Annotated in this window: 12 protein-coding genes; 9 read left to right on the plus strand and 3 right to left on the minus strand. The window is 41.4% G+C overall.

Features of this window, described 5'->3' with window-relative positions:
• Positions 1-8: 8 nt before the first annotated feature.
• A complete protein-coding gene (locus tag ACLN19_RS05205; RefSeq protein WP_413384011.1) occupies positions 9-1247 on the minus strand; it encodes a threonine/serine exporter family protein in 1239 nt (412 codons plus the stop codon).
• Between the two features lie 56 nt (positions 1248-1303).
• A complete protein-coding gene (locus tag ACLN19_RS05210) occupies positions 1304-2239 on the minus strand; it encodes a dihydroorotate oxidase (protein WP_413384014.1) in 936 nt (311 codons plus the stop codon).
• 226 nt (positions 2240-2465) lie between these two features.
• Here ACLN19_RS05210 and ACLN19_RS05215 point away from each other — a divergent pair, with 226 nt between their 5' ends.
• Entirely contained in the window at positions 2466-3158 is a 693-nt protein-coding gene (locus ACLN19_RS05215) for a phosphoglycerate mutase (protein WP_413384016.1), read from the plus strand.
• A gap of 104 nt (positions 3159-3262) precedes the next feature.
• Here ACLN19_RS05215 and ACLN19_RS05220 read toward each other — a convergent pair whose 3' ends face one another.
• Positions 3263-5434, minus strand: coding sequence for an LTA synthase family protein (locus ACLN19_RS05220; protein ID WP_413384018.1), 2172 nt, complete (start codon positions 5432-5434; stop codon positions 3263-3265).
• A 237-nt stretch (positions 5435-5671) separates the two neighbouring features.
• Between ACLN19_RS05220 and ACLN19_RS05225 the strand changes: the two genes are divergently transcribed.
• The 8 genes from ACLN19_RS05225 to gorA all read left to right on the plus strand — a co-directional run bounded on the left by ACLN19_RS05225 (position 5672) and on the right by gorA (position 13548).
• Positions 5672-6832 carry a class I SAM-dependent rRNA methyltransferase gene (locus tag ACLN19_RS05225; protein ID WP_413384019.1) on the plus strand — a complete coding sequence of 387 codons (1161 nt, stop codon included), beginning with the start codon at positions 5672-5674 and terminating at the stop codon, positions 6830-6832.
• Positions 6829-7506, plus strand: a complete 678-nt coding sequence (aroD, locus tag ACLN19_RS05230) for a type I 3-dehydroquinate dehydratase (RefSeq protein WP_413384020.1) — start codon at positions 6829-6831, stop codon at positions 7504-7506. Before ACLN19_RS05225 ends, aroD begins: the two co-directional genes overlap by 4 nt.
• The gene (locus tag ACLN19_RS05235; RefSeq protein ID WP_413384022.1) at positions 7496-8365 is read left to right on the plus strand and encodes a shikimate dehydrogenase; all 870 of its coding nucleotides are present in this window, start codon (positions 7496-7498) and stop codon (positions 8363-8365) included. Before aroD ends, ACLN19_RS05235 begins: the two co-directional genes overlap by 11 nt.
• A gap of 10 nt (positions 8366-8375) precedes the next feature.
• Positions 8376-9443 (plus strand): 3-dehydroquinate synthase, encoded by a 1068-nt coding sequence (aroB, locus tag ACLN19_RS05240; protein WP_413384023.1) that lies wholly within the window; start codon positions 8376-8378, stop codon positions 9441-9443.
• Between the two features lies 1 nt (position 9444).
• Complete coding sequence (gene aroC / locus ACLN19_RS05245; RefSeq protein ID WP_413384024.1) at positions 9445-10611, plus strand: chorismate synthase; 1167 nt, start codon at positions 9445-9447, stop codon at positions 10609-10611.
• Between the two features lie 15 nt (positions 10612-10626).
• Positions 10627-11733 (plus strand): prephenate dehydrogenase, encoded by a 1107-nt coding sequence (locus ACLN19_RS05250; RefSeq protein ID WP_413384026.1) that lies wholly within the window; start codon positions 10627-10629, stop codon positions 11731-11733.
• Positions 11734-11745: 12 nt separating this feature from the next.
• A complete protein-coding gene (locus ACLN19_RS05255; RefSeq protein ID WP_413384028.1) occupies positions 11746-12081 on the plus strand; it encodes a YlbF/YmcA family competence regulator in 336 nt (111 codons plus the stop codon).
• A 114-nt stretch (positions 12082-12195) separates the two neighbouring features.
• Entirely contained in the window at positions 12196-13548 is a 1353-nt protein-coding gene (gene gorA, locus ACLN19_RS05260; RefSeq protein ID WP_413384030.1) for a glutathione-disulfide reductase, read from the plus strand.
• The last annotated feature ends 84 nt before the right edge of the window (positions 13549-13632 follow it).

Here is a 13632-nt window from a genome sequence, read left to right on the forward strand (position 1 = left end):
GTTCCTTTTTAAGTGCGATGAAAAAAACGTTTTGGGATTTGTTGGGCAATACTGATCGCTAAGGCAATCATAAAGGCTGTGATAAAGCAGGAACGTAGATGCTCAGCAGCTAGTTTTTCTGATCCTGTCAATAAAAAATAAACAGCTCGATAAAGGCTTAATCCAGGGATGAGAGGAACCATGCTAGTCGCTAGAAAAATCGTGATAGGGCATTTACGCCTAGCAGCCAAAAAGCGTGATAAAATAGCAATAAGTAGGCAAGGTAGAAATACAGCTAGACCATCAATATGAAAGCTATAATCTAATATCAAATAGAAAAACCAACTGAGGCTACCTAAAATCCCTAAATTTTTGTAATAAAAACGAGGTACACGGTAGAGAACAGCAAAAGCGACTGTACCAAGTCCAGCCATGAGAGTTCTCAAAAAGAGCATAAGAGGCTCAGCAGTAGCATCTGGGAAATATTGAGTGAGCGTACTGGCAAAAGGGAGGACACTTGTCATGATAACGACTCCTGCTGAAATAGAGCTGCAAATCAACAGTGAGGACATTAGCAGGGACACACCAGTGGTAAAATTGTTTTGAGATAACTCACGAACAGCATTGGTGAAGATAGCTCCAGGTACTAACATCATTAGAGCGCCTAAGAGGATTAGGCTACGATGCTCACCAAGACCAAGGAGATGAAGCATATTGACCGAAAGAGTAGCAGCTGAGCTACCGATAATCGTTAATAAAAAACCTGTATGGATAAAAGGTTTTAATAATCTAAGGACAAGACCTAAAAATAAACCAGTTAGAGCAGCTGCTAGAGCATCAGATAGAGAGCTGCCAAGCGCTAGAGAAAAGCTTCCCGCTCCTATAAAATAGGTCAATAAATGCGCAGGAAAAGAAGGTTGTGTCATGCGGTCTATTTGATCGAGACGCTCAGAGACGTCAGCCAAAACAATATGCTCTTTTTGGACAAGTTGACGTGAGAGTGTATTGACTGCCTCAAGCTTACCAAGATTGGTCTGTTGGTCATAGACGGTTAGGATAAGTGCTTCTTGTTGACCATTAGGGTTGGTAGCTGACGCCATGATACCGTTGCTGATGACATAAGCTTCAAATTGTTTGAGTTGAAGAGAGCGTGCAAGATAGCCCATGGTTTGTTCGACACGATAAATTTCAGAGCCACTCTCAAGCAAGATTCTTCCTGCCTTGAGAACGACTTGAAGAGCGTTTTCATGAGTAAGAGGATAAGTCATAAGTACCACTTTCTAATGATAAAGCGTATAAAAACTGGACATTGTCCAGTTTTTAGTTAATCAATATAGTGCAGTTTACCTCTGAAATCATCAAGGGTGCCATAGCCTTTTTCTTGCATAATCTCTTGAAGTTCTTGAGTAATGCGAGAAAAGACCTCAACACCTTCTTTTTGGAGGATAGTCCCTAGCTGAACCATGCTAGCACCGCAAAGGATATGCTCAAAAGCATCGCGTCCGCTCTTAACACCACCTGTTCCGATAATTTGGATGGATGGCTTGAGGCGTTGGTAAAAGGCATGAACGTTAGCTAGGGCTGTTGGTTTGATATAATCACCACCAAGACCACCAAAACCTTGTTTTGGCTTGATAACAACAGACTCATCATCAATCACAAGACCATTTCCGATAGAGTTGATGCAGTTGACAAAGCTTAGTGGATAGCGGTTAAAGATTTCTGCTGCTTGGTCAAAGTGCACGATGTCAAAGTAAGGGGGGAGTTTAATACCAAGAGGTTTTGTATAATAGCTAAAGACTTCCTTTAAGATGGCATCAGTTGTCTCAAAATCATAAGCAATTTGAGGTTTCCCAGGGACATTTGGACAAGATAAATTGAGCTCGACCAGTCCTTGGTAAGCGCTAGCTTCTACTTGTTTGAGGAGTTTGTGTGTCTCATCGGGTGACATACCGACAAGAGAGAGGATGTGATGTTTGCTATTAGGCTTGTCTTGTAGCTCAATGACATAGTCTAAATAGTAATCAAGCCCTTGGTTGGGTAAGCCCATGGAATTGATAGAACCTAAGTCTGTATTGACATAGCGAGGCTCAGGATTTCCCTCTCTGGCTGAGAGGGTTCCTGTTTTTGTGATGAAAGAGCCTGCTTTTGATTGTTCGACAAGCTCTAACTCTTCACGTGTCATACAATAGACACCAGCAGCATTCATCAAGCAGTTGTCAAAATGAAAATCTCCAATATGTGTTGCAGTAGAAACCATAACATCCTCCAAAAAAGTTTTGTTTTATTCTATCATGTTCGCCCTAAAAGAGCAAGAAGAGACCCTTTCTTTTGAGGATTAGAAAATAAGGATGCGCTTTAAATTTATTGTAAAAAGCGCTTGCAAAAAATAATTTCTCGTAATAGCTAGATTTTTCACATGATTTTGTGTAAAATAAGAAAGTAAGTATAAAGGCGACTAGCCTAAATAAAAGGAGACATATCTAATGGTAAAATTAGTATTTGCACGCCATGGTGAATCTGAATGGAACAAAGCTAACCTTTTCACTGGTTGGGCTGATGTTGATCTTTCAGAAAAAGGAACACAACAAGCAATTGATGCAGGTCAATTGATTAAAGAAGCGGGTATCGAATTTGACCAAGCTTATACATCTGTTTTGAAACGTGCTATCAAGACAACTAACCTTGCTCTTGAAGCGTCTGATCAACTTTGGGTGCCAGTTGAAAAATCATGGCGTCTAAATGAGCGTCACTATGGCGGTCTTACAGGTCAAAACAAAGCAGAAGCTGCTGCTAAATGGGGTGATGAGCAAGTCCACATCTGGCGCCGTTCATACGATGTTTTGCCACCAGCTATGCCACGTGATGATGAGTATTCTGCTCATACAGATCGTCGTTATGCTTCATTAGACGATTCTGTTATCCCAGATGCTGAAAACTTGAAAGTAACGCTTGAGCGTGCGCTTCCATTCTGGGAAGATAAGATTGCTCCTGCGCTTAAAGATGGTAAAAATATCTTTGTAGGTGCTCACGGTAACTCTATTCGTGCCCTTGTTAAACACATCAAAGGCTTGTCAGATGACGAAATCATGGATGTTGAAATTCCAAACTTCCCACCATTGGTATTTGAATTTGATGAAAACTTGAATGTTGTAGATGAGTACTACCTTGGTAAATAAGAAATCTTAATCATTCATTCACAAAAAGGCTCTAATCTTATTGATTAGGGCTTTTTATGATTCAAAAAACACCTAGTAGCCATGTAGCTATCTAGGTGTTTGGGTTACGGTGTGTCTTCAGAAGAACTTGAGCTACTTGAGGACTCACTAGAGCTTGTCAAGGTCTCACTAAGCTTGAGATAGCTTGGTGCTTGATAGAGATCAACAGTTGTTTTATTGCCATTTTTACTGTAGAGGCTGGTTGAGTCACTACCTCGTTTCTTCTCAATACTCTTAAGTTGTTTCATAGCGTTGGCATAGTCGATAGTAGTAATATCGACTGTTTTTAGACCATTGTCTGTATCAAAACGTAGTAAGTCTCCTGTCTGAATCTCATCACTAACTTTGAGTTGCTGGCTAGCAGCTTCACGGATCGCTTTGACTTTTTCTTCGGTACTAGTATCTGGGTTGGTAATTTCCAGTCCATTAGCCGTGTAGAAGAGTTGTCCGCCGTAGCTAGTGTATTCGGGAGTGATAAAGTAGTTAGAGGTTCTCAGTGCCACAATTTGACTATTTTCAGGTGAGAGGAGGTCTTGACCGACCATAGAATATTTAGAAGTATCAATGCCTAGGAGATGTAGTAAGGTCGGAAGTCCATCTACTTCACCACCGTAGGTCTGGCTGATAAAGCCTCCTGTATAGCCTGGAATGTGAACCATATAAGGCACACGTTGGAGCATGGCATTGTCGTAGTCTGTCCAAGTCTCTGAATTTTTACCAAGTAAAGGCGCTAGGCTAGTGTTGCGTGAATTAGAGATACCGTAGTGATCTCCGTAAAGCACAATGACTGAATTGTCATAAAGTCCTGAAGCTTTGAGGTAATCAAAGAAGGATTTTAGCGCTGAGTCAAGATAATTAGCTGTTGCAAAGTAGCCGTTGATTGTCTCATCGTTGGTCTTGGCTAAAGGAAACCCTTGTTCGTTTGAATCCCCTTCAAGACTGGTATAAGGGAAGTGATTGCTGACAGTGATAAACTTAGCATAAAAAGGTTGTTGCATATGCTCAAGATACTTGATCGAATCTTTAAACATATATTTGTCATTAAGCCCATATTGGAAGGAATTTTGCTCTGTTAATTTTGATAGATAACTTGAGTCAAAGAAGTAGTTGTAGCCCCACTGTTTATAGGCGTTATTACGATTCCAAAATGTCCCTACATTACCGTGGAAAACAGCGCTAGTATAGCCACCGTTTTGAGCGAGAATATTGGGAGCTGCAAACTGGGTATTTTCGCCACCATAATTAACCATGAAAGAACCACTGCTAAGTCCAAATAAAGACGTCTCCATAAGCGTCTCCGCATCAGATGTCTTTCCTGCCTTTACCTGATGGAAGAAATTCGCAAACGACAAGGTTTCGTTGGAGTGATAAAGTGAGTTGATAAATGGGGTGACTTCATACTCTGTGTCATCAACCTTGAGTTTGTAATCAATCAAGAATTGTTGGAAACTCTCCAAATGAATCACGATGACATTGCGCCCTTTAGCGATACCGTAGTAGGTGGGATTAGGAGCAGCGTAGTGTGAGGCGATATACTCCTTGGCTTGTGTGAGCTCCTCAGCAGTCGATTGGCTTCGCTCTTTTTGGGCTTGGTAAGTCTGATTACCGCTATAAGCTGTAAACGCAGGTATCCCTAAGGCACGCACCACATAAATATTTGAAAAACCGCGTGTCAATAATTCTGGACGGTCAATCTCAGCGAGAAAGAGATTGACGGAAAAGAGCATACCAGAAAGTGCAGTCACCGCAAAGCTCGCACGTTTATTGAAGGGGCGTTTGTCACTATGGATGCGTTTGGTAGCAAATAGCGTGATTAAGATGATATAGTCAAGGATATAGATAATATCAGTGACCCGCATCAAATTCAAAGCAGAATCCCCAAGCCCTGTTGATGTTTTAGAACTTGCTAGCATAGCATTGACTGTCAAAAAATCGGAAAATTCACGATAGTAAATGGCATTGGCAATCAAGAGAAGATTCAAAATGGTATAGAGAATCCATGCTACTGTGTAAAAAGTACGCGTGCGCTTGATATAAAGCGACAACCCTAGAAAGAGCAGAGCTATTGGGATGGGATTAAAGAGCGTTAGAAAGACTTGATAAGCATTTTCAAGTCCTAAGCTGAAATCCGTGTGATAAGCCCAAGTTGTTTTTAGCCAGTAACAAAACACCAAGGTCAAAACAAAGCCTAGACGTGTGTTTAAGATACTGAATACCGTATTTTTTATTGTTTTCAAGATGGGAACATCCTCATGTATCATTTTTCCTAAAGTTAAAATCTCAGTCTTGATTATATCATATTTTTCTAAAAGTTATGGCTAGAAATTGTAAATTATCAGGAAAACGTTTGCGCTTTATGCTTTAAAATACCTCATTTTTTCTTTTTGACAAGTTTTAGTTTAGACGAAAGGCTATATAAAGGTGGGGACAAACTTAGGCTATCAAGATTCTAAAACTTTTGATATAATAAGACTATGAATAAACTAGTTGTGGATAAGCGGGTCGAAGAAAAGCTGGCTCGCGGCATCAAGCTTTTGGATAAAGATGATATTAAGGACTCGAGTGAAGACGAGCTTTTATCAGTATATGCCAAATCTGGAAAACACTTAGGGACGGCTTATTTGTCCTATCAAAATAAGGGAAGAGGTTGGTATCTAGGTCCTGGTCATGTGACCTTAGATAAGTCTTATTTTGTTGCCATTTTTCAAAAAGCCCGCCAAAAACGTAGCGCCTATGAGCATGATAGTAGTACTAGCGCTTATCGCTTGTTTAATCAAGACGGTGATGACTTTGGTGGTCTCAGTATAGACCGCTATAATGATTATGCACTTTTTTCGTGGTATAATAGTTTTGTCTATGCTAAGCGAGATGTGATTATCAGGGCTTTTCAGGAGGTCTATCCTGATATAGTCGGAGCTTATGAGAAGATTCGATTTAAAGGATTGGACTATGAAAGTGCGCATGTGTATGGACAAGAGGCAAGAGAGTCCTTTTTGATCCGTGAAAATGGTGTCCTTTATGATGTCTTTTTAAATGACGGCTTGATGACCGGCATTTTCTTAGACCAACATGAGGTTAGGGCTAGTTTGGTGGATGGGCTAGCAGCTAATAAACGCCTTCTCAATATGTTTTCTTATACGGCAGCTTTTTCCGTCGCTGCAGCTATGGGAGGTGCTAAAGAGACGACTTCAGTTGATTTAGCCAAGCGTAGTCGTCATTTATCCCAAGCGCATTTTCAAGCAAATGCTATTCCACTTGAAAATCACCATTTTATCGTCATGGATGTGTTTGATTATTTTAAATACGCCAAGAAAAAAGATTTAGTGTTTGATATTATTGTCCTTGACCCACCTAGTTTTGCCCGTAATAAAAAGCGCGTATTTTCTGTAGCCAAGGATTATCATAAGTTGATTTCTGATGCCCTAGACTTGCTGTCAGAAGACGGTATGATTATCGCATCAACTAATGCCGCCAATGTAAGTCAAAAGCAATTTCAAAAGCAGTTAGAAAAAGGTTTTGGAGATGTAGAGCATTCTTATGTGGATGTTAAGACGCTTCCTTTTGACTTTGCCGTTAATCAAGCAGATAGTCAAAGTCAATATTTAAAAGTTTTTACAGTAAAGGTTAAAAAATGAAAATAGTAGTATCCGTAATGCCTCGTAGTTTAGAAGAGGCGCAAGCTATAGATATATCGCGATTTGAAGGTGTTGACATTGTGGAGTGGCGAGCTGATTTTTTACCCAAAGACGAGATTGTAACGGTTGCCCCCGCTATTTTTGAAAAATTCGCAGGCCATGAGATTATCTTTACCTTACGCACTAGTAAAGAAGGTGGGCATATCAGCTTAACTGATCAAGAATATGTGCATTTGATTCGTGAGATCAATAGTATCTATCAGCCTGATTATATTGATTTTGAGTATTATTCCCACAAAGATGTCTTTCAAGATATGCTAGATTATCCTAATCTTGTCTTGTCTTACCATAATTTTGATGAAATGCCTGAAAATATCATGGAGATTTTTTCAGAATTGACTGCCCTTGCTCCGCGAGTTGTTAAGATTGCAACGACACCTAAGACCGAGCAAGAGGTGTTAGACTTGATGAACTACACAAGAGGGTTTAAAAGCATCAATAAAGAGCAGGAATTTGCTACGATGTCTATGGGAAAGCGCGGGCGTATCTCACGTTTGGCAGCTGATTTGGTTGGCTCTAGTTGGACTTTTGCAAGTCTTGATCAAGCTAGCGCTCCAGGGCAAGTCTCTCTCAATAACATGAAACTCATTCAGGAGGTCTTAGATGAAGATTGATGGTCACACACGTTTAGCAGCGGTTGTTGCACGTCCTATAAAACATTCTATCTCTCCTTTCATCCATAACGTTGCTTTTGATAAGACAGGAGTTAATGGTGTTTATGTCGCTTGGGATGTGCCTAAAGAGGATGTCAAAGCTAGTCTTGACAACATTAAGCGCTATGATATGTTTGGGGTCAATATCTCTATGCCTTATAAACAAACAGTGATTCCTTATATGGATGAGTTGACTGACTCTGCCCGCCTGATTGGCGCCGTTAACACGGTTATCAATCGTGATGGAAAACTAATAGGGCATAATACAGATGGGATTGGCTTTTTTAGAAGTCTTGAGACCTTTGCTGATTTTGATGTTAAAGACAAGGTCATGACCATCTTAGGCGGTGGCGGTGCAGCAACAGCCATCATTGCTCAAGCAGCCTTAAATGGTGCTAAAAAGATTAGCATTTTCAATCAAAGTCAGTTTTTAGAGCAAACCAAACAACAAGCAAAAGAACTCTCTGAAAAGACAGGGGTAGCTATATCTGTCTATCCTGTCGAAGATAGAGATCTTATCGAAGAGAAGACAGCTGTATCTAATTTACTAGTCAATGCGACTAGTGTCGGTATGGATGGCAAGTCGATGATTATCCGTGAGGGTATGACTTTTCCAGAGCAGTTACTGGTGGCAGACGTGATTTATCAGCCATTTGAGACCCCATTTTTAGCTTATGCCAAATCGAGAGGGCTTAAGACTTTTAATGGGCTTGGTATGCTGTTATTCCAAGCTGCAGAAGCGTATGAAGCTTGGACAGGTAAGGCTATGCCAACAAAAGAGATTTGGCAGGCGCTTGAGGAGACCTACAAGACAAACTAGGGAGGATTATATGAAATTACATGTTGATTTACCACAAAGCCCCTATGATATTGTCATTGAAAAGGGGAGTTTGCCAAAAGCGGGTGACTGGCTTAGAAAGCTATGGCAGCCTCAAAAGCTTGTCATTATTACGGATAATCATGTCGGTAATCTCTATGCTGAAAAAGTCAAGTTGAGCTTAGAGGATGCTGGTTTTGAAGTGGCGGTATTTGACTTTTTAGAAGGTGAAGCGAGTAAGAATCTCACCACTGTCAATAAAGCGTACGAGTTTTTAGCTAAAGCAGGTATGACTAGAAGTGATGGTATTGTTGCTCTTGGTGGCGGTGTTGTTGGTGATTTAGCTGGCTTTGTTGCCTCGACGTATATGAGAGGGATTCATTTTGTCCAGATTCCAACTAGTCTGACAGCACAGGTTGACTCTTCTATTGGAGGTAAGACAGGAGTCAATACAACATTTGCTAAAAATATGGTGGGAACATTTACACAACCTGATGGTGTTCTTATCGATCCTGATACCCTTTTTACCCTTGGAAAACGTGAGTTGATTGAGGGTATGGGTGAGGTGATTAAGTACGGATTGATTGATGACCTTGAACTTTGGGATGAGTTGGAGGCTATGGATGGCTCTCAAGAATCTATTTTAGCTCATGCCGAGAGTATTATTTACCGCTCATGTAATGTCAAGCGAAAAGTTGTTGTTGAGGACGAACTAGATAATGGTGTGCGTCTTTATTTAAATTTTGGGCATACGATTGGTCATGCTATTGAAGCTACAGCAGGTTATGGCAAAATCATGCATGGTGAAGCTGTGGCTATTGGGATGATTCAAATCGCACGAGTGGCAGAGCGTAAAGGGTTGATGCCAGAAGGGATTAGCCGACAGATTTTAGAGATGTGTGCTAAGTTTGGTTTGCCGACAGAGTATGAACCATGGGATAGTGACAGACTCTATCAAGCACTGACCCATGACAAAAAAGCGCGTGGCAAAATGATTAAGACAGTGCTTGTGCCTGAGTTAGGAAGTGCTAGGATACATCAGATTGCTATGGAAGAGATGAGAGAGTATTTGGAGAGATAAGATGAGATATTTAACAGCTGGCGAGTCTCATGGACCACGCTTGACAGCGATTATTGAAGGTGTTCCAGCAGGGCTTTGCCTAAGTGCTGAGGATATAAATGGTGATTTAAAGCGCCGCCAAGGTGGTTATGGTCGTGGCGGTCGTATGAAGATTGAATCTGACAAGGTTGAAATCACCTCAGGTGTCCGTCATGGAAAGACGACGGGTGCTCCTATCACCTTACATGTCATCAATAAAGATCACCAAAAATGGTTGGATATTATGGCGGTAGAAGATATAGAGGATCGCCTTAAATCTAAGCGCAAAATCACGCATCCTCGTCCAGGTCATGCGGATTTGGTTGGGGGGATGAAATATCGTTTTGACGATTTACGTAATTCCCTAGAGCGCTCTTCTGCAAGGGAGACAACTATGCGTGTAGCGGTTGGTGCCATTGCAAAGCGTATTTTAGCTGAGCTGGATATTGAGATTGCCAACCATGTGGTTGTCTTTGGTGGTAAGGAAATAGATGTTCCAGATGGTCTTAGTGTCTCTGAGATTAAGCGTTTGGCGAGTTTATCAGAGGTCTCTATCGTCAACCAAGAGCGTGAAGCAGAGATAAAGGCTTATATCGATCAGATTAAAAAAGAAGGCGACACTATTGGAGGTATCGTTGAGACAGTAGTCGGTGGTGTCCCTGCTGGTCTAGGTTCTTATGTCCAATGGGACAAAAAGCTAGATGGCAAATTAGCGCAGGCTGTGGTGTCTATCAATGCCTTCAAAGGAGTGGAGTTTGGTGTCGGATTTGAGGCTGGTTATCGTAGAGGTAGCCAAGTCATGGACGAGATTTTGTGGAATGAAGAAGACGGCTATACGAGACGCACCAATAATCTTGGTGGTTTTGAAGGCGGTATGACCAATGGACAACCTATTGTTGTTCGTGGCGTGATGAAGCCTATTCCTACACTTTATAAGCCTTTAATGTCTGTGGATATTGAGACACATGAACCTTATAAAGCCACTGTTGAGCGCTCAGATCCTACGGCTCTCCCTGCAGCGGGTGTTGTTATGGAGTCTGTCGTAGCGACTGTCTTAGCTAATGAAGTATTAGAAAAATTCTCATCTGATAATATGGAAGAGTTGAAAGAAGCGCTAGCGAATCATCGTGCTTATATTAAACAGTTTTAAATGAGTGGAGGTTGTATGACGAGTAAGGTCATTTATATTGCAGGTTTGGGCTTGATTGGTGGCTCTCTTGCTTTAGGCATCAAGCGTGACCATCCTGACTATACCATCTTAGGATACAATAGGTCTGAAAAATCGCGTCATATTGCCTTGGAGCGTGGTATCGCCGATGAGGTGACAGATGATTTTGCGGCATTTGCCCCTTTAGCAGATGTGATTATTTTAGCTGTTCCTATCAAACAGACTATTGCTTTTATTAAAGAATTAGCGACTATGGAGCTAAAAAAAGATGTTATCATCACTGATGCAGGATCGACTAAGCTTGAGATTGTTGAAGCTGCAGAGCAGTATTTAAAAGAGCGTCCCGTGCGTTTTATAGGATCTCATCCTATGGCAGGAAGTCATAAGTCAGGTGCCATGGCAGCAGATGTTCATTTGTTTGAAAATGCTTATTATATTTTGACACCGTCACTTTTGACAGATGAGAAAACGATTCAGGAGCTTCAGGATGTCTTGTCAGGCTTAGGTGCTCGCTTTATCACCATAGATGCAGCTGAGCATGATCTTGTGACGAGTCAGATTTCGCATTTTCCTCATATCTTGGCAGCTAGTTTGATGGAGCAGGCAGGTGATTATGCCAAGGCGCATGAGATGACAAATCATTTTGCAGCAGGTGGTTTTAGGGATATGACACGTATCGCTGAGAGTGAGCCAGGTATGTGGACGAGTATTTTACTGACCAATAAAGAAGCTGTGTTAGGGCGGATTGATAACTTCAAGGAGCGTCTGACACATGTGGCACAGATGATTGCCTCAGACGATGCGGATGCCATTTGGCAGTATTTTAATCAGGCTAAAAAAACACGTCAGGAGATGAAAATCCACAAGCGAGCAGGTATTGATAGCTTTTATGATATTTTTGTCAATGTTCCTGACGAAGAAGATGTTATTTTGGATATTTTGGAGTTGCTTCGTGGCACCTCTCTGGTCAATGTCCATATCAATGAAGAAAATCGTGATGACATTCATGGTATTTTGCAAATTTCCTTTAAGAATGCTAAGGATATGCAAAGAGCCAAGAGGGTTATCGAAGAGAAGACCAACTATAAGGTTACTATCAGTTAAAAAGGAGTTATTATGGCTAATATCTATGATATTGCAAACCAACTAGAACGTGAAATTCGTCAATTGCCAGATTATAAGGCAGTTTTAGAGGCTAAGGCAGCTATTGAAACAGATGAGGCTGCTAAGACTTTGTGGCAAGAGTTTACCCAAGCGCAAGCACGCTTACAAGGGATGATGCAGACAGGGCAAATGCCAAGTCAAGAAGAGCAAGAAAGCTTGGGTGCCTTGGTTAAGCGCTTAGAAGAAAATCCACAATTGAAAACCTATCTGGATGCGCAGCAACGCTTGTCTGTTTATATTTCAGATATTGAAAAAATTATTTTTGAACCGCTACAAGACCTTAATTAAACTGAGCCCTTCTCGTGATGAGGAGGGTTTTTAGGGCAACAATCGTAGTAAAAAATTGTTTAATAATGGCTTTTATGTTACAGTATCAGAAAAAGATAGGATAAGGAGTTTGTTATGACAACACAATATGATTATATTGTCATTGGTGGAGGAAGTGCAGGGAGTGGTACAGCTAATCGTGCAGCCATGCATGGTGCCAAAGTGCTTGTGATTGAAGGCAATAAAGTAGGAGGCACGTGCGTGAATGTGGGTTGTGTGCCTAAAAAAATCATGTGGTATGGAGCTCAAGTGTCAGAAGCGATTCATAAATATGCTAGCGGATACGGTTTTCATGCAGATGGGGTCAGCTTTGACTTTAGTGAAATGAAGGCTAATCGTGATGCTTATGTGGCACGTTCACGTCAGTCTTACACGACCAATTTTGAGCGTAATGGGATTGATCGTATTGAAGGTTATGCGAAGTTTGTTGATAATCATAGTGTTGAGGTCAATGGAGAGGTTTACAGTGCGCCACATATCGCCATTGCCACAGGAGGTCATCCTCTTTATCCTGATATTGTCGGTAGTGAGCTGGGAGAGACATCAGATGATTTCTTTGCCTGGGAGAGCTTGCCGAAGTCTGTTTTAGTGGTCGGTGCGGGTTATATCGCAGCAGAATTAGCTGGTGTGCTCAATGAGCTAGGTGTGGAGACCACCTTGGCTTTTCGCAGGGATAGTATTTTACGTGGCTTTGATCATATGCTCTCTGAGCAGTTGATGGCAGAGATGAGAGATTCTGGAATCACCTTGCGTCCTAATAGCATTCCTAAATCTGTGACAAAGACAAGCCATGGGCATTTGGTATTTGAAGCGGCATCTGGAGAGACTATTGAGGCAGAACGCATTATTTGGGCGATTGGTCGTGGAGCCAATACAAAGGCAATTGGGCTTGAAAATACAGATATTAAGCTTACGTCTCGCGGCTATATCGAGACAGATGAGTATGAAAATACGTCTGTATCTGGTGTCTATGCTATTGGGGACGTCAATGGTAAAATTGCCCTCACGCCTGTTGCTATTGCTGCTGGTCGCCGTTTGTCAGAGCGCCTGTTCAATCATCAGGTAGATGAAAAGCTAGATTACACTAATGTCCCTTCTGTGATTTTCACACATCCCGTGATTGGAACGGTAGGCTTATCTGAAGAAGCTGCGATTGCTCGTTATGGAAAAGAGCAGATCAAGGTCTATACGTCAAGCTTTGCTTCTATGTACACAGCTGTGGGCGATAACCGTCAGCTAGTCAAGATGAAGCTTGTGACTTTAGGTGATGAAGAAAAGGTCATTGGTTTACATGGTATTGGCTATGGCGTTGATGAGATGATTCAAGGCTTTGCGGTAGCGATTAAGATGGGAGCTTGCAAGAAAGATTTTGATAACACAGTAGCTATTCATCCGACAGGCTCAGAAGAGTTTGTCACTATGCGTTGATGTGATTAAAAAACACCCGACTCACTAAGTGAACTGTTCCCTGTCAAGTGGACAATGAAATAATAAAAGATTTAAGCAACGGCC

The sequence above is a fragment of the Streptococcus lishijunsis genome (genome assembly GCF_047290665.1).
In the GTDB taxonomy this organism is placed as follows: Bacteria; Bacillota; Bacilli; order Lactobacillales; family Streptococcaceae; genus Streptococcus.